Origin of the sequence: Azospirillum himalayense, assembly GCF_042657465.1 — a bacterium.
Lineage (GTDB): Bacteria > Pseudomonadota > Alphaproteobacteria > Azospirillales > Azospirillaceae > Azospirillum > Azospirillum himalayense.
This window is the reverse complement of sequence record NZ_JBHSLC010000001.1, coordinates 51,397-68,555: the sequence shown is the minus strand read 5'-3', so window position 1 is coordinate 68,555 and position 17,159 is coordinate 51,397. Positions and strand designations below refer to the sequence as shown.

Below are 17,159 nucleotides of genomic sequence, written 5' to 3'. Positions count from 1 at the left end.
GGCGAAGTTTCCCCCGTATCTGGCGGTGAGCGTCAGCAACCGGTCCGGGACCATCTGGTGCTCCACCGAACCGCGGGCGCGTGGCCTTTCGGTCGCCGACCGCAGCTATTGGCGGGAGGCACTGACCACGGGGGAGCAGACCAACGGGGCCACCCTGACCTCGCGCACCACGGGACGCCCCTCCATCCCCTTCGCTCTGGCCTACAAGGACGAGAACGGCGTTCCGGCGGGGGTGGTCACGGCGCTCCTCGACACCACTTGGCTGAACCTGTTCCTTCGCGAGAAAAGCCTGCCGGAGGACGCGGAGGTGGTGATCGCCGACCGCTCCGGCATCGTCCTGGCGCACCAGCCCGAAACGCCGGACACCGTCGGCCGACCGCTGCACACGCCTTACCAGGCCCTGCTGGACCGGGGCGAGCGGCGTGTGGTCGAGGAACCCGGGCCGGAGGGCCGGATGCGGATCACCGCGGTGTCGCCGCTGGCCGCGGGCGTCCCCAACCTTTACCTCCATGTCAGCCTGGACAAGGACGAATCCATGCGGCCGGTCAACGCGGCGGCACGGCGCACCCTCGTCATCTTTACCGGGCTGTTCCTGTTCGCCGGAGTGACCGCAGGCTGGAGCCTGTGGCGTTTCCTGCGCGCGCATGAACTGGCGCGCAGCAACGCGCTGCGCATGGCGGCGGTGCTCGGCAGCACGGTGGACGGCGTGATCGAGCTGGATCGCGACTGGCGCTTCACCTACCTGAACGACAAGGCGGTTTCCCTGGTCGCCCAGGGCCGCGACCTGCGCGGTCGGTCGCTGTGGGACGCCTTTCCGGAACTGGTGGACACGCCGCTGTGGCATCAGGCCCATCAGGCGATGGCCGAGCAGATGCCCACCGACGCCGAGTTCCAGGGTGCGCGCACCGGACGCTGGTTCTGGATGCGGGCCTTTCCCAACGCAGACGGCCTGTCGGTCTATCTTCTCGACATCACACGACGGCGCCAGGCCGAGGACGATCTGCGCAAGAGCAAGGACCGGTTGAGCCTCGCCCTGGAATCGGCCATGGCGGGCTCCTTCGACTGGGATCTGGTCTCCGGTCAGGGCCACTGGTCGGAGGAAACCTTCCGCATCTTCGGCCTGGACCCGGCCGTGCACGAGGCAACCAGCGCCGTCTGGCGGTCCGTGGTCCATCCGGACGACTTCGACATCGCCACGCTGAAGGCTCAAACGGAAATGCTCGCCGAGCGGCGTGCCTACATCCGGCTTGAGTACCGCATCATCCAGCCCGGCGGCGCCGTCCGCTGGGTCTCGTCGATCGGGCGCGTCAGCTATGATCCGGACGGCACGCCTCTGCATTTCAATGGCCTGAACCTCGACATCACCGAGCGCAAGGCGCTGGAGGAGGCCCTGCGCCGCAGCGAGGAGCGGCTGACCATCGCGCTGGCCGCGTCGGAAGCCGGCATCTGGGATTTCGACTTGCGTGACCGCACGCTGGCCTGGTCGGACGGCATGTACCGGCTGTACGGCGTCACCCCGGACAGTTTCACACCCGGCGAGGACAGCTTCTTCAAGTTGGTCCATCCTGCGGACCGGGATTCGGTGTGCCGTTTCACGAAGGACGTGCTGGAGGCCCGTCGTCCCGGTTACCGCGGGGAGTTCCGCATCCTTCATCCGCGCGACGGGGTGCGTTGGATCATGGCGATCGGGCGCCCCGTCTATGAGAATGGTCGTCTGGTCCGGCTCAGCGGATTGAACATCGACATCACCGGGCGCAAGGCGATGGAGGAGGCCCTGCGCGACGCCAAGGCCAAGGCCGACGAAGCCAACGTCTCCAAGTCGAAATTCCTGGCCGCGGCCAGCCACGACCTGCGCCAGCCGCTGCAATCCGCCCTGCTGTTCGCCGGCGTCCTGCAACGCCACGTCGATCCGGACAAGGGGCGCGCCCCGCTGGCCTCTCTGGAGCGCGCGCTGGAGACGTTGAAGAACCTTCTCGACAGCTTGCTGGACGTGTCGCGCCTGGATGCCGGCGTCATCACCCCACAGATCGTCACGCTGCCCCTGCGCCCCTTGTTGGAGGAGATCGAGGCGGCCTATGCCCCCATCGCCTCCAGCAAGGGGCTGGAGTTCGCCGTCGCCCAACCCGGCGCGGACCTGGCGGTGCGCAGCGACCGGCTGCTGCTCGGCCGGATGCTCCGCAATCTGGTTGAGAACGCCATCCGCTACACCGAGGTGGGCTATGTCCGCGTGTCCTGCCAGGCGTCAAACGGCAGCGTGCGCATCACCGTGCAGGACAGCGGCATCGGCATCTCGGCGGAGCAGCAGACCAAGGTGTTCGAGGAGTTCCATCAGGTCGGCAATCCGGAACGCGACCGCAGCCAGGGGCTGGGGCTCGGGCTGGCCATCGTGCAGCGGCTCTCGCGGCTGCTGAACCATCCGGTGTCGGTCCGCTCCGAACCGGCCCACGGCTCGGTCTTCTCCATCGAGGCGCCGCGCGCCGCCGCCCCGGCCGTCTCCCCTCCCGCCCCCGAGGCCGAGGCCGCCCCATCCGGCGACGGACGGCTGGCCGTCCTGGTCGAGGACGACGTGATCGTCCTGATGGGATTGCGGACCATCTTCCAGGAATGGGGGTACGAGGTCGTGGTGGCCGGCTCAGCGGAGCAGGCATTGGACCGGCTGCGCGGGCTGGCCCGCCGGCCCGACCTGATCATCGCCGATTACAGGTTGCGCAACGGCCGGATCGGGACGGAAGCCATCGTGCAGATCCGCGGACTGGTCGGATCGCCGGTTCCGGCCGTCATCCTGACCGGCGAGATCGGCACAGACTGCGAGCGCGACGCTGCCGCGCTCGGGCTCGCCGTGGTGCGCAAGCCGATCACGCCGCGGCAGCTTCAAAGCGCCATCCAGGATCTTCTGAACCACAATCCGTTGAGCCAGACCGGGGACTGAGCCGCTCCCCGGCCGGTGGTCGCGACCGGGAAGCGGTGGACAAAAAGCGGACCAGCCTTGACGGGGCAGTGGCGCTGCCCTATATTGTGCACTGCAACATAACGATAAGCCCTTTCTCCAGGGGGAGACGCCTTCTCAATCCTTTGAGGAGGTCCCTTATGAACACGCCTTCGAACTTCGCTTCCGCCCTTCCCTCCGAACGCGATCTGCAGCTCATCCGCCGCAAGGCGGCGCGGATGCGCGCCGATCATCTCCGGTCCCTGCTCGGCCGGCTGAACGCGTTCCTGAAAGGTCGGACGGACGACCTGAATCCTCACCGCCTCGATGGCGGCCGTGCCGCCGGTTGACGACGGACGGCCCTGATTTTTCCCTGACATATCGGCAGTAACGCCCCGCCACGCCCGGCAGCCTCTTCTGCGGGCGCACGGCGGCGGGCCCGCCCGACGGTGCTTCGCGACAGCGGCGCCGTGCGGGCCGGTTGTTCTTCGGTTGGAGTTTTTGACATGCAGAAACATGCGGTCGCCCTGGGCGGCTTCGGTGGGTTCAACCTGCACGGCGCGGGCGTGCTGACGGCGCTCGACCGCCTGGACCGGATGCCCGACCTGTTCACGGTGACCTCCGGGCAGATCGTCGTGCTGGCCGCCTGGCTGCGCGGCGAGGACGTGCGCCGCCTGCTTCTCGAACACACGGGGGCGTCCGGCGGGCTGCTCCGGGCTTGGCAAACCGCGATGTTCGGGCACAAGGGCGTGTTCCGCCCGGTGCTGGGCGAGCATGCACGGCGCTGGCTGGATGTGCCGCTGTCGCCCTCGGCGATGCTGGAGCGGCTGATGCCGGCCCGCCAGTACGCCCCGGTGCGCGACCGCGACACCGTGGCCGAAATCGCCCGCACCCTGAACGAGGCCGAGGTCGGCGTCGTCTTCAACACTTACGACTTCCGCTCCGGCAACGGGCTGCTGCACGGCAACGCCGCCGCCCGGCGTCTGATGGCCGGGGAGGTCGGGCTGGAAGACATCACCGCGGAAGCGGTGGAAAGCGCCCTCTGGCTCTATCTCTACGGTTTCGAGGAGGCCCCCGGCGGGCTGATCGACGGCGCCTATCACCGCAGCATCATCCTGTCGGAACTGCACGGCTTCGACGAGGTGACGGTGGCCGCCCCCTTCCCCGTCTCCTGGATCGGGCCGGTGCCGCGCAACCAGCTCGAAGTGGAGAACTGGAAGATCCGCCAGTGGTTCGCCAACTCCTACAAGGCGGAGGTCGCACGACTGCGCCGGGTGATCGAGCTGATGGAGCGTGGCACGCTGAACGACCCGGCCTACCGCATCCGCTCGCTGACCGAACTGCCGCTGCGCCGCCATTACGGCTACTTCGACTATTTCACCGAGAAGGCCGAGGTGTTCGACGACGCGCTGGTCCAGGCGCTCGACCATTTCGGCGGTGTCCCGGCGCACGAGCGGCGGCGCACCGGCTGACCGCCGGCCGACTGGTTGAGAAAAGGCCCGGCGGCTCAGACCGCGCGGGCCTCCACCAGCTTCACGCAGTCGCCCATCACGAAGCGGCTGTCCACCGCCCGCATGCCCGCCTGCGGCAGATGGGCCTCGTAGCCGGCGGTGTAGCGGGCGCCGAAGGCGAAGCTCAGCCAGGGCGACACCACGCGCATCCACAGCCGTGCCGCCGAGCGCTCCGACTGGGTGTAGTCGAGGATGCGCAGCGTCCCCTCCGGCTTGAGGATGCGCCGCATCTCGCCCAGCACCGGCACCTGAAGCTCCTCCGGCAGGACGCAAAAGACGAAGGTCGCCACCACATGGTCGAAATGGCCGTCGGGGTAGCCTGTGGCGGCCAAGTCCAGCACCTCAAACTCCACCGCCCGCCCCACCCGGCCCGCCCGCCGGGCGGCGCGGGTCAGCATGGCCGGGCTGGCGTCCACCGCGGTCACGCGGGCGCCGGCGGGGTAGAAGGGAATGTTGCAGCCGGTGCCCGCCCCGGCGTCCAGGATGCGCCCGGACAGCCCGCGGAACGTGCCCTGCCGCAGGCGTCGCTTCCACATCACCTCGTAACCGAGATCCAGCGCGTCATAGAGCGGGGCGATGCGTTCATAGGTGCGCACATAGCCGGTCTGCATGGTTCGAGACTCCCCCGATGCGGCCCATGCGCACCGTGAGGGCGGAGGGCCGGATGCGCGTTTCGCCTGTTCTTCCTTTCATAGCAGGCGAATGTGACGGATCATCGCGCCTGGGGGCCGGAGCCCCGAAACGGAATGGAGATGGCATGGATGCGCTGAACCCGGCGGCGGAGGCCCGCCGTCAGGCCGGACTGGAAATCCAGGCGCTGGCCGAGGATTTCGAACAGAGCGACGAGGCCGCCTTCCTGCGGATGCGCATCATCGGCGGGGTGGTGGCGGGAGTGGTGACGCTGGTCCTGCTGGTGCTGCTGACCGCGGGGGCGGACTGGCGCTACCTGTTCGGCTTCTGGGTGGTGATCGTCGGCTTCATCGGGATCGGCTACGCCGTGTCCGTCTACCGCCAGCGGCAGCAGACCGCGCGGCTGCGCGCCCTGGCGACCCGCTGGCTGACCGGCGGAACCGTCCCGCCAGTCTGAGGAAAGGGTGGGGTCAGGAGGCGCGCGAGCCGCGGCGCTTGCGGCGGCGCTGGAAACTCTGGATGCGCTCGATCACTTCGCCCATGTCCGCCGCCTCCTCCACCTCGCCAAGATGCAGGAGGACGCGGATGTAGGTGTCGATCAGGCCGAGGACGGCCTCCTCGTCGGTCACGCCGTAGGCCGCCTGGCCCAGGGCATCGACGATCAGGGTCCCGCTGTCGGCCAGCGCCTCGGCCACCTCGTTGATGGCGCGGTCGAGGGCGGTGTCGTCCCCGTCCGGCGCTTCCAGCACCGGGTCGAGGATGTCGGGAAAGGAAAGCCGGTCGGCGGGATAGCCAGCCATGGGCAACTCTCCAAGAAAAAACAGGGCCGTGAACCGGCCCCTGGTGCGCGCGAACGGAGGGCGGGTGTCCCCCTTCTGGTGATTCGTGGCCCGATGAACGATGGCGGTGAGGGAGGATGGCCGCGTCAGGCGGCCATCGATTCCACGGCGTCAGCCAGGGCGTCCGCATCCTCCGCGACGGGAAGCCCCGTCCAGGGGATCAGTTCGCGCCCGGTGTTGGCGAGGCGCTTGGCCTCCATGTGGCCGATCACCGCGGTGCCTTCCCGGGCGATCCGCAGGATGTCGCCGTCCTCCGGAACCAGCGCCCGCTCCACGCCGCAGGCGCGGGCGAGACGGGCGTGGGCCTCCAGATGCTCGATGGTGCCGTGCACCGGCACGGAGAAGCGCGGGCGGATCAGGTCGTACATGCGGATCAGGTCGTCCCGCTTCGGGTGGCCCGACACATGCACCGGCGCGTCGGCCGGGGTCACCACCGTCACGCCCTTGGCCTTCAGATGGTCCTGCACGTCGGCCAGCACCACCTCGTTGCCGGGAATGGCGCGGGCGGAGAAGATCACCGTGTCGCCGCTCTCCAGCCACAGGTCGCGGTGGCCGTCGCGGGCCAGACGGCTCAGCGCCGCCCGCTCTTCGCCCTGGCTGCCGGTGCACAGGAAGACGAGGTTCCGGCGCGGCGTCCAGGAGGCCTCCATGATGGAGATGAACTCCGGAGCCTTCTCCAGATAGCCGCTGGCGCGGGCCGCCTTCTCCATGCGCAGCATCGACCGGCCGACCAGCACCACCTTGCGGTCGTGGGCCGCCGCGGCCTCCGCCACCGCCTGCATGCGGGCGACGTTGGACGCGAAGCCGGTCACCGCGATGGCGCCCTTGCGCCCGGCAAAGGCCTCGATCAGGCCGGCGCGGGCGTCCGCCTCCGACCCCGTGGTGCCGTCGACGTTGGCGTTGGTGCTGTCGCACATCATCGCCAGGACGCCGCGGTCGCCCAGGCGCTTCAGCGCGTCCAGGTCCATGGTCGGGCCGACCAGCGGGTGCGGGTCGAACTTCCAGTCACCGGTGTGCAGGACCGTGCCGGCCTTGGTGTGGATCGCCACCGACACCGGCTCGGGGATCGAGTGGGTGACGGTGATGGTCTCGATGCCGAAGGGGCCGATCTCGAAGGAGGCGCCCGGCTCGAACACCCGGATGCGGGCGTGGCGCAGGCCGCCGGTCTCCTTCAGCCGGTCACGGATCACGTGCGCGGCGAAGGGGGTCGCGTAGATCGGGCATTCCAGCCCCGGCCACAGATGATGGATGGCCCCGATGTGGTCTTCGTGGGCGTGGGTGACGACCAGCCCGACCACCTCGTCCATCCGCTCCTCAATGAAGGAGGGATCGGCCATCAGGCTGTCGATGCCCGGCGCCTCGTCGCCCATGAAGGCGACGCCGGCGTCCACGATCAGCCATTTTCCGGCATGGCCGTAAAGGGCCATGTTCATGCCGATGCGCGAGCAGCCACCGAGCGGGATGAACAGGATTTCGTCGTTGCCCGGCACCGGGCCGGGAACCGGCGCACCCGGCGGACGGGTCGCCTTTGGCCGCTCGTAGGGCTTGGGGTTCTGGTTCTTCTGGAAACGCGGGCCGCCGGACTTGCCGCTGCGCACATCGCCAACAATCGTGTTCGGGCGGTTGCCGCCAAAATTCGAGTTCGGGCGGTTGCCGCCCTTGGGCGCCGCGCGGCGGCGCTTGTTATCAAACGTCATTCGTCCTTCTGCTTCAGTACATCTCAGCCGGCATTCAACGCTGCCGGACGGGCGTGCATCGCGTGTCGATGCGGATCTCGGGGGTCTCCCCGGCCATCGGCGGCGCCAGGACCGTGGGGATGGGTCGAGGCAGCCGGCCGAACCGGCCAGGGAGAGCGGTGTTCGAGCCAGTAATCCAGATGAAGACGCCGGTCAACCGCTGAATCATGACCCGGAAAGGGGTTCGCCGGTCGGTCACCCGAAGGTTACGGCCATCCGCCGGCGGTGTTGCACATATGTTTCCTTCGCAGCGGCGTTCAAGGGGGGACATTCAAGGGGCCGTTTGCGCCTGTGTCCCCGCGACCTCCGCGCGGCGCGGCGGCGGACGGCGCGCCCCCTTGAATTGCAGGCGGTTGCGCGTACCCGGGAGCGCTCCGGTTGGCTGGCCTGTGCGAAGCGCATGGCAAAGGCACGGCAAAGCCGACGCCGCCCCGCGATCCTTCGGCGCCTCCCCTGTTGTTTTCGGACGCCCGGCGAACGGGCACCGTCCAAATGGGGAGCATCCCATGTCCGACTATGAATCCAGGTGGAGGAACGACCAGGGCACCCGCCGCGACGACGACCGGTGGGAGCGCGACCGCCAACGCGGCGAGAGCCGCGAGTGGAGCGCCGGTTCGTACCAGAACCGTGGCCGTGACGAGTTCGGTCCGTCGAATTGGGGCCAGTCCGGTTCGGGCCAGTCCGGCCGGTCCGGCATGATGGGCGGCGGTGGCCGCCAGCCCGGCTACGGCTATGAGGGCCAGGGCCGCGAAGGCTACGACTACGGCCGTGACTATTGGCGCCAGCAGGAGGGCCGGGGCGATTACGGCCAGGGTTCCTATGGTCAAGGTTACGGCCAAGGCTCCGGCAGTCGCGATTATGGCCGCGATTATGGGTCCCGCGGTTCCTTCGGCCAGGGACAGCGCGACTGGCGTTCCCGCGATGATCGCCAGAATTACGACGACCGTGGCGACTACGGCCAGGACTTCGGCTACCGCGGCGGCTTCGGCCGTTCCGATTATGGCCGGTCCGATTACGGCGGCGGAGCCTATGGCGGCCGCGACTTCGGCAGCCGGGACTACGGCAGCCGGGACTACGGCGGGATGGACTACGGGTCCCGCGGCACCGGAAACCGCGACTACAGCAGCCGTGACTATGGCAACCGGGATTACGGCCGGATGGGCTATGGCGGCGGAAGCGGCTCTGGCCGCAATGAGGAGCGCGGATTTTTCGAACGGGCGGGCGACGAGATGGCCTCCTGGTTCGGCGACGAGGACGCCGAACGCCGCCGCCGCATGGACGCCCGCAACGACGATCCCGGCGCCCAGCATCACCGGGGCCGCGGGCCGCGCGGCTACACCCGCTCCGACGACCGCATCCGCGAGGATGTGAACGACCGCCTGACCGACGATCCCTACATCGACGCCTCGGAGATCGACGTGACCGTCAGCAATTGCGAGGTCACGCTGAGCGGCACGGTGGACGACCGCCGGACCAAGCGCCGGGCCGAGGACATGGCCGAGACCATCTCCGGCGTCCGCCATGTGCAGAACAACCTGCGCGTCCGCGAGCAGACCTTCGGCGGCACCGGCACCACCGCCGGGGCGTCGGCCATGGCCGGGCTCGGCACCACCGGGTCTTCCAACACCGGCACGAGTGGCACCGGCACGAGTGGCACCGGGATGAGCGGGTCCACGACGGGCACGTCCGGAACCTCCAGCACCTCCGGGACCGGCATGAGCGGGACCTCCGGCACCTCGGACAGCACCAACCGCACCAGCACTTCCAGCAGCACCTCGGGCAGCAACATCCGCTGACCGTGTGCCCAACGCGCCCCTCCCGCCTTCACCGGCGGGAGGGGTTCTTCCTGTCCGTCGTCAATCCCCGTCCCGGCGCTGCTCCGCCGGCTTCTCCGCGCGGGTCAGGTTGAAGGCGGTGTTGACCAGCGCGATGTGCGAGAAGGCCTGCGGGAAGTTGCCGACCAGCCGCTTCGCCTTTGTGTCGTACTCCTCCGACAGCAGGCCCAGATCGTTGCGCAGGGCGAGCAGCCTGTTGAACAGGGCCTCGGCCTCGGCCTGACGCCCCTGGAGGACGTAGACGTCGGCCAGCCAGAAGGAGCAGGCGAGGAACACCCCTTCCCCGTCCGGAAGCCCGTCGTCGGTTCTTTCCGTCCGGTAGCGCATGACGAGGCCGTCCTGAAGCAGTTCCCGCTCGATGGCGGCGACGGTGCCCCGGATGCGGGGATCGTCCACCGGAAGGAAACCGACCATCGGCAGCATCAGCAGAGCCGCATCGACGTGGCTGGCGCCGTAATGCTGGACGAAGCTGTTCCGCTCCTTCGAGAATCCGTTGGCGCAGACGTCCTCGAAGATGGCCTGCCGCAGCGCCTTCCAGCGCTCCAGCGGCGCGTCCAGGCTAAACTTCTCCGCGCTCTTCACCATACGGTCCACGGCGACCCAGGCCATCACCTTGGAATGGGTGAAATGCCGTGCGCCGCCGCGCACCTCCCAGATGCCCTCGTCGGGCTGGTCCCACACCGATTCCATATGGTCGAGCAAGGCGCACTGGACCTGCCAGGCTTCCGGCCTGATCTCGATGCCGCGCATCCGCGCCTGATGCGCCGCGTCCATCATCTCGCCATAGACGTCGAGCTGGAGCTGGGGGGCAGCGGCGTTGCCGACGCGGACTGGACTGGCGCCCTCGTAACCCGGCAGCCAGGGCACCTCCCATTCCAGCAGACGCCGTTCGCCGGCGATGCCGTACATGATCTGGATCTGCTGGGGGCTGCCGGCGATGGTGCGCAGGCCCCAGTCGCGCCAGTCCAGCGCCTCCTGGAGATAGCCGGCGTTCATCAGCGCCAGCAGGGTCAGGGTGGCGTCGCGCAGCCAGCAATAGCGGTAGTCCCAGTTCCGCACCCCGCCGAGCTGTTCGGGAAGGGACGTGGTCGGCGCCGCGACGATGCCGCCGGTCGGGCGGTAGGTCAGCGCCTTCAGCGTGACCAGCGAGCGCACCACCGCGTCCCGCCAGAGGCCGCTGTAGGTGCAACGCCCGCTCCACTCCGCCCAGAAGCGCTCGGTCTCCGTCAACGCCTGTTCGGCGTCGACCGGCTCCGGCAGCGGCAGGTGCGAGGGGGAATGGATCATCACGAAGCTGATGCTCTCGCCCTCCGCCACGGTGAAGTCGGCGACGGTGCTCAGATCCTCGCCGTGGATCGGGGCGCTGGTGTGCAGGACGACCATGTCCGGCCCGGCGATGGCGCGCAGGGTGTTTGGGCCGATCCGCGTCACCCACGGCACGACGTGCCCATAGCCGAAGCGCAGCGTCAGATCCATCCTCATGGCGACGCGCCCACGCCGCCCGCGCAGGATGCGCACGACGTCCGACGCCTCCCCGCGCGGCGGCATGAAGTCGATCATGGTGACGGCGCCCTCCGCCGTCTCGAAATCTGTCTCCAGGATCAGGCTGTCGCCGCGGTAGCGCCGGGTCGTGCGGGCGTCGGGATCGCCGGGGCGCAACAGCCAGCGTCCATTCTCCGGCGTTCCCAGCAGTGCGGCGAAACAGGCGTCGGAATCGAAGCGCGGCCAGCACAGCCAGTCGATGGAACCTTCGACGGACAACAGGGCTGCGGTCTCGCAGTCTCCCAGAAGGGCGTAATCCTCGATGCGGGAGGCCATGGCACGCTCTCGAACGATTGGGGATGTGCCCTTGGGCAACGGCCTGCGGTCTCTCCGGTTCCCTTCGGCCAGGGTCCGGCCCCGACCAAGGTCGATCGTCCGGTTTGACGATTCTGGCCGCCGGACGCGCGTGGTAGCGTTTCCGCCCGCCCTTTCGATCCGCCCGGCGCCTTGCCGCGGACGACGCAGCGAGGCCACCATGGACACCGGACGCGCCACACCCCGGCGGCACGCCCTCCGCCCTGCCCTCTTCGCGGGCGCAGCCGTCCTTCTCGTGGGCCTTCCGATGGTGGCGTTCGGGGCGGAGCCCGCCACCATCTCCCTGCGGCCCGGCGCCGACATCCAGGCGGCGGTGGACCACCATCCCCCCGGCACGCGCTTCAGGCTCGAGGCCGGGGTTCATCGCCTGCAATCCATCGTTCCAAAGGACCGCAACCGGTTCGAGGGCGCCCCCGGCGCGGTGTTGAGCGGGGCGCGGCGGCTGACCGCCTTCGTCCACCGCGGCTCCGTCTGGGTCGCCCGCGGGCAGACGCAGGAGGGCCGGGTCAACGCGGCGGAGTTCTGCCGCTCCGGCTTTCCCCGTTGCGCCCATCCGGAGGATCTGTTCATCGACGACGTGCCAATGCTGCATGTGGGCAGCCGGTCCGCCGTCGGGCCGGGGCGCTGGTTCTTCGATTACGGCGCCGACGAGATCGTGATCGGCGACGACCCCACCGGGCACACCGTCGAGACCAGCGTCACCCCCCGCGCCTTCGGCGGAACGGCGTCGGGCGTCGTGATCGAGGCGTTGGCCATCGAGAAATACGCCGCGCCCGTCCAGGCCGCCGCGGTGGACGCGGAGTTCGGCCCCGGCTGGACCGTCCGCAACACCGTCCTCCGCCTGAACCACGGTGTCGGCGTCAACGCCGGCAACGGCAGCCGCATCCTCGGCAACCGCATCCTCGACAACGGCCATGCCGGCTTTTCCGGGTCGGGGACGGATTTCCTGATCGCCGGCAACGAGATCGCCCGCAACGGCTATGCCGGCGTTGACTTCCATTGGGAGGGCGGCGGCGGCAAGATCACCGAATCCTCCAGCGGCGGACTCATCCGCGGCAACTGCGTCCACGACAATGTCGGCGCCGGCATCTGGGCCGACATCGACGTGCGCCAGCTGGTGATCGAGGACAATCTGGTCTTCGGCAACGCCGACAACGGCATCACCTACGAGATCAGCTACGACGGGGTGATCCGCAACAACCGGGTCGCCGACAACGGGCAGCGCGGCCAGGGCTGGTTCTGGGGCGCCCAGATCCTGATCTCCAGCGCGCAGGGCGTGAAGGTCTACGGCAACGACATCGACGTGCCCGGCGGCTACGGCAACGCGGTGACGGTGGTGTCCCAGGACCGCGCCCCCTACACCCCCGCCGTCGGCAACGAGATCTTCGACAACCGCATCGTCATCCGCAACGCCAACGCACGCGTCGGCGCCGTCACCGACGTGGACGCCGACAACGCCGTGGTCGCCGCCGGCAACCGGCTCTACGGCAACCGCTACCATCTGACGGATCTGGGGGAGCGGGTCTGGTTCTGGAACGACGCGGAGGCCGACTGGAACGCCATCCGCGCCCAAGGGCAGGAGACGGGGAGCGTCGTCCATGCCGACCTTCCACAAAAGACGCCGCTGACCTGCCCTTCCGAGCTGCCCGCTGAAGGAAAGCGCTGAGCGAATCCCTGACTTGTTCTTCCATAGGGAGAAGATCTATCAGGATTTGGCAATCAAAAATCAGATGGCACTGTTACAATTTTGAAAAACTTACTAATTTGGAGGTACTTTGCGGATATCTGCGCACAGTATTATGATCTTGTTTGCGATTGACGGTCAAAAACTCCTGGGATGTTATAGCACCAAAGCGGCCGCGAAATCCTGTCGCGGCATCGCTTTCCCTCGTGATCCGGTTCATTTGACCGAACAGGGCCAAAGTCTTCGCAACAGTGATGTTGGCGGCGGTGTTGGCGGCGGTCCTGGCCAACTCCGCGGGTCGGCGTGTCCATGGCGTGTGGCAGAAGGAGGTCTTGTATGTTGCCGTGCAAAGACGGAGCGCGCTTGCCCAACGCCGCCCGCCGCACCCCATCGGTCACGACCATCACGCCCAACCGCATCCTGGCCGACATTTCCCTGACCGCCGCCCCGATGAACGACTCCGGCCCGTTCGGCTCCTACTACCGGATGTCCGGGGGCGGGCGGCCCCTGGGGGAGGATCAGACCGTCACAGCCATCCTGCACGACGAGACGCCGCTCACCCGGGAAAGCCTGTCCACCAGCCTGAACCTGTGCGGCCGGGGCGTGCGGGTGCTGACGGCGGCGTCCCTGGCGGATCTGGAAGGCGTGGTTCGGCGGGACGGCGCACCGGATGTGGCGATGGCCAATTTCAGCGGGCGGCTCGCCTCCGACCCGGAGTTCCGGCCGAGGCTGGCCGAACTGTTGGCGGTGCTGGACGGCATCCCGCTCATCATCCTGTCGGATTCCGACGAGACGGCGTCCGCGCTGGAGGCGATCCGCCAGGGCGCCCACGGCTACATCTCCACCACCGTCGGACTCGCCATGGCGCTGGAGGCGATCCGTCTGGTCGCCGCCGGCGGCATCTTCGTTCCGGCAACCATCCTGCACCGGCTGATCCTGGACCAGGTCACGGTGACGGAGCCGGTGCTTCACGCCGCGCTATCCGTCCCGGTGCCCGCGGTCAATGGCAAGCCCCACCTGACCCAACTGACCCCGCGCCAGATCGCCGTCCTGGAATGCCTTCAGGAAGGCAAGCCGAACAAGGTCATCGCCCACCAGCTGGGAATGCGGGAAAGCACCGTCAAAGTGCATGTGCGGAACATCCTGCGGCGGCTCGGCGCCACCAACCGGACGGAAGCGGTCTGCCGCGTCATGCGCGAGGAGGAGTGAGCCGGCGCAGGAAAACGGCATGGGCGATTCCCGCACCGCTCCTGCGCCCCACCATCCATAAGGGGCCACCCGATCAGGGCTGATTCGATTCCAGGAGCGCGCCGCGGGACAGATGGGCATGGGCCATGAAGGCGGCCTCCGTCCGGTTGGTGGCGCCGAGCTTCTTGAGCACATTGCGCACATGGGCCTTGGCGGTGTTCTCGCACATGCCCAGCTTGTAAGCGATGAGCTTGTTCGACTTGCCCTCGCGCATGCAGGTCAGCACGGCCATCTCCCGCGGCGTCAACCCGCCGATCCGGTCGGTCACCGGCAGGTCGGCGCCCGGCCCCGGCGGCGGAACGGCGACGCCCCCTGGCACCGGCGCGATGAGCGATTGCAGCGACGTAGCGGGTACGAAGGTCCCCCCGGCGGCGACCAGCCGGATCGCCTCCAGCATGACCCCCAGCCCGAGGCTGGGCACGATGTAGCCGCGCACCCCGAGGCGCAGGCTTTCAAGGATCATCCCACCGTCGTCGCGGTCGGAGATGATCACCAGCGGCACCGGCTGGCAGGCCGACACGGCGTCGCGAATGGCGGCGCACAGGACGTCGTTCAGCCCCGTCTGCGCACCGATGTTGCACAACACGACCTCCAACCGCCCGTCCCGCGCTAGGGCACCGGCGGCATCCTTCAGCGAGGCCACCGATCGCACGGCCATGTCCTGGCACAGCGTGCCGAGCCCGAGCGAGAAACAGTCCCGCGTCAGGCTGTTCGGGTCCGCCAGGACCACGGCGATCCCTGGAACGATTCCTGAAGCAACCCCGGATTGCTGCTTGATATCCGTCGTCATCCGCTTCCCCTTTCGGTCAAACGCCAGTTTTTCTCACCTCTTCAAACCAGGATTGCGGGCCGTGGCCCACCATCGCCGGAGAGAGGAACTTCAATCTTCGGGTGAGCGCGTCCGCTCGCGGATACTCGGAAAGATTTCATTTTTTTCATTCTCAGCGCCTTTCCCTGCCGACCGGATGATTTGTTTCTGTTGGAAGATCATCAGGAATGCTTGCGCGATTTGCATTTGATGCATTCAACGTTACCAGAACAACAGGCTTGGTAAATACGCACTTGGATGCAAGGTCGTGACGGGTCGGGGTTTCAGTCCGTACTCATTTCGGCGCCCTTCTGGCCGTGTTTCACAGGGCACGTACGCCTTTGTGCGGATGGGAACGGCGTAGACCGCTCATCCCGCCTTATCCCGCGAACGGGCCGGATCGGCCCGCCGGCAGGCCTTCTCCTCCTTCGCGCCCGAAAGAACAGATCCGAATGGCGAAAGTCAGGGAGCGGTAAGCCCTGACCAATGGAAGGCGCGTCGAGACAAGATGCTCTGCTTCCGGATGTCCACCACCCGAACCTCCCCGGAATACACGGAGTTTGACGGGAAATATTTCAAATAGGAGGTAAAGGGAAAGGCCGACTTGGTTATTTCTGCACGGGATTGACGTTGACGGTCACAAGGGTGCAGTGCAGCATCAGGTTCGGGAAACGGGTCGGGAGACATCCTTCATGGCATCGATCGGGAAGGCGGCTCCATCACCCCGCAGCGCCGCGCACGCTCCCGGTCCGGTGAGCGGGCACCGGGGCATCGCAGCCCTTCTTCTGGATGAAACCCCGCTGACCCGCGAATGCCTGTCCGCCGGCCTCAGCCTGCGTGATCCGTCCCTCCAGGTGCGGACCGCGGCGTCCTTGGACGAGGCAAAGGCGATCCTCGCCACCGGAACTCCAACCGCCGTTGTGCTGTGCAACGTCGTCAGCCTGACCCCGCCCGGGGGCAGCGTCCTGGCGACGCTGCGCGGCCTTGCCGGTGCCTTCGGCGGCACGCCGTTGGTCGTGCTGTCCGATGGGGAGGAGGCGGATCTGCCGCTGGAGGCCAGCCGGCTGGGCGTGCGGGGGTGTCTGCCGACCAGCGTCGGCCTCGCCGTCGCCCGCGAAGCGGTCCGTCTGGTGGCGGGTGGCGGCACTTTCTTCCCTTCCCCCTTCCTGAACCGCCTGCTGCAGCATCGCGAGGCCATGGAGGACGACCCGCCCGCGCCGTCCGGCGGAGCGGCGCTGACCGCGCGTCAGCGCGGCGTGCTGCAACGGCTTCGCGAGGGGAAATCGAACCGCGTCATCGCGCAGGAACTGGGCATCAGCGAGAACACGGCGAAGGTCCATGTCCGCGGCATCCTGCGGGCGCTGGGCGCCGCCAACCGCGCCGAGGCCGTGCGCAAGTCCTGGCAACCGGCCGAGGCGGCCGCCCAGGAGGCGTTCACCCGGGATCGGAGCCGGGACTGGGAGTAACCGTACCTCCGCCGTGGATCAGCCGCAGCGCGGCGATCACCTCGGCCAGCGGCATCCGTCCGCTCAGCACCCCGCGGAGCCCGAGGCGCGTCGCGGCGGCCACCACCACCGCGCCGGGCCGGTCGGCCAGAACCGCCACGGGAGGATGAGAGCCCCCGCCGGACAGCGCGTCCAGCAGTTGGCCGATGCCGCCTTTCGCCGGGTCGGCGCGCCCGATGCTGACGAGGACCACGTCGGAGCCGCGCAGGGCGGCGGGGAGGTCGGCCAGCGCAACGGCGCTCCGCTGATGGCTGACCGCCACGTCCGGCGCGAAGGCGTTGATGGCGGCGGCGAGGCTCTCGCCGAACAGAGCGCGATCGTCGACCAGCAGCACGGTGATCGGTGCCCGCCCGCCGGTCCGCCCATCGGGACGGGGAGGACGGGCACCGCCCCGCGCGCCGGCGGGCGCACGGGGCATGAAGTCTCGACGGATGTCGGCCAGCGCGTCCAAGCCAATCATGGCTGCGTCTTTCGGAATCGGGAGATCCCAGCCGGTACCCCGCGCCGGACCGCCGCCGGGGCGGGGACGGCCCGATCAGGACACCGGTGCGTGGCCGGAGTCGGCCGGCGTCTCGCCGAC

Annotated in this window: 14 protein-coding genes; 8 read left to right on the top strand and 6 right to left on the bottom strand. The window is 68.4% G+C overall.

The features are described from left to right. Window positions 1-25 precede the first annotated feature (25 nt). The 3 genes from ACFPMG_RS00270 to ACFPMG_RS00260 all read left to right on the top strand — a co-directional run bounded on the left by ACFPMG_RS00270 (window position 26) and on the right by ACFPMG_RS00260 (window position 4,398). Entirely contained in the window at window positions 26-2,929 is a 2,904-nt protein-coding gene (locus ACFPMG_RS00270; RefSeq protein ID WP_376993257.1) for a hybrid sensor histidine kinase/response regulator, read from the top strand. A 158-nt stretch (window positions 2,930-3,087) separates the two neighbouring features. Beyond that, complete coding sequence (locus ACFPMG_RS00265) at window positions 3,088-3,276, top strand: hypothetical protein (protein ID WP_376993256.1); 189 nt, start codon at window positions 3,088-3,090, stop codon at window positions 3,274-3,276. A 156-nt stretch (window positions 3,277-3,432) separates the two neighbouring features. After that, entirely contained in the window at window positions 3,433-4,398 is a 966-nt protein-coding gene (locus tag ACFPMG_RS00260; protein ID WP_376993255.1) for a hypothetical protein, read from the top strand. A 35-nt stretch (window positions 4,399-4,433) separates the two neighbouring features. Here ACFPMG_RS00260 and ACFPMG_RS00255 read toward each other — a convergent pair whose 3' ends face one another. After that, window positions 4,434-5,048, bottom strand: a complete 615-nt coding sequence (locus tag ACFPMG_RS00255; RefSeq protein ID WP_376993254.1) for a class I SAM-dependent methyltransferase — start codon at window positions 5,046-5,048, stop codon at window positions 4,434-4,436. A 146-nt stretch (window positions 5,049-5,194) separates the two neighbouring features. On the opposite strand from ACFPMG_RS00255, the gene ACFPMG_RS00250 reads away from it, so the two are divergent. Beyond that, on the top strand, window positions 5,195-5,524 hold the full coding sequence (locus tag ACFPMG_RS00250) for a hypothetical protein (RefSeq protein WP_035679689.1): 330 nt from the start codon (window positions 5,195-5,197) through the stop codon (window positions 5,522-5,524). 13 nt (window positions 5,525-5,537) lie between these two features. Here ACFPMG_RS00250 and ACFPMG_RS00245 read toward each other — a convergent pair whose 3' ends face one another. Both ACFPMG_RS00245 and ACFPMG_RS00240 read right to left on the bottom strand, forming a co-directional pair. Further along, window positions 5,538-5,867 carry a hypothetical protein gene (locus ACFPMG_RS00245; protein ID WP_014241828.1) on the bottom strand — a complete coding sequence of 110 codons (330 nt, stop codon included), beginning with the start codon at window positions 5,865-5,867 and terminating at the stop codon, window positions 5,538-5,540. 125 nt (window positions 5,868-5,992) lie between these two features. After that, window positions 5,993-7,603, bottom strand: a complete 1,611-nt coding sequence (locus tag ACFPMG_RS00240; RefSeq protein ID WP_376993253.1) for a ribonuclease J — start codon at window positions 7,601-7,603, stop codon at window positions 5,993-5,995. A gap of 545 nt (window positions 7,604-8,148) precedes the next feature. Here ACFPMG_RS00240 and ACFPMG_RS00235 point away from each other — a divergent pair. Continuing rightward, complete coding sequence (locus tag ACFPMG_RS00235; protein WP_376993251.1) at window positions 8,149-9,438, top strand: BON domain-containing protein; 1,290 nt, start codon at window positions 8,149-8,151, stop codon at window positions 9,436-9,438. Window positions 9,439-9,498: 60 nt separating this feature from the next. Here the strand turns inward: ACFPMG_RS00235 and ACFPMG_RS00230 are convergent, their stop codons facing one another. Then, complete coding sequence (locus tag ACFPMG_RS00230; RefSeq protein WP_376993249.1) at window positions 9,499-11,295, bottom strand: glycoside hydrolase family 15 protein; 1,797 nt, start codon at window positions 11,293-11,295, stop codon at window positions 9,499-9,501. 199 nt (window positions 11,296-11,494) lie between these two features. Between ACFPMG_RS00230 and ACFPMG_RS00225 the strand changes: the two genes are divergently transcribed. Together ACFPMG_RS00225 and ACFPMG_RS00220 are read left to right on the top strand one after the other, a co-directional pair. Further along, window positions 11,495-13,000: a right-handed parallel beta-helix repeat-containing protein gene (locus tag ACFPMG_RS00225; RefSeq protein WP_376993248.1), complete on the top strand. Its 1,506-nt coding sequence runs from the start codon at window positions 11,495-11,497 to the stop codon at window positions 12,998-13,000. Between the two features lie 381 nt (window positions 13,001-13,381). Then, a complete protein-coding gene (locus ACFPMG_RS00220) occupies window positions 13,382-14,227 on the top strand; it encodes a LuxR C-terminal-related transcriptional regulator (protein ID WP_376993247.1) in 846 nt (281 codons plus the stop codon). A 73-nt stretch (window positions 14,228-14,300) separates the two neighbouring features. On the opposite strand, the gene ACFPMG_RS00215 is transcribed toward ACFPMG_RS00220, so the two are convergent. After that, the gene (locus ACFPMG_RS00215) at window positions 14,301-15,056 is read right to left on the bottom strand and encodes a LuxR C-terminal-related transcriptional regulator (protein ID WP_376993246.1); all 756 of its coding nucleotides are present in this window, start codon (window positions 15,054-15,056) and stop codon (window positions 14,301-14,303) included. 710 nt (window positions 15,057-15,766) lie between these two features. On the opposite strand from ACFPMG_RS00215, the gene ACFPMG_RS00210 reads away from it, so the two are divergent. Then, entirely contained in the window at window positions 15,767-16,540 is a 774-nt protein-coding gene (locus ACFPMG_RS00210) for a response regulator transcription factor (RefSeq protein ID WP_376993245.1), read from the top strand. Here the strand turns inward: ACFPMG_RS00210 and ACFPMG_RS00205 are convergent. Further along, window positions 16,509-17,039, bottom strand: a complete 531-nt coding sequence (locus tag ACFPMG_RS00205; protein ID WP_376993244.1) for a response regulator — start codon at window positions 17,037-17,039, stop codon at window positions 16,509-16,511. The genes ACFPMG_RS00210 and ACFPMG_RS00205 overlap by 32 nt on opposite strands. Window positions 17,040-17,159 lie beyond the last annotated feature (120 nt).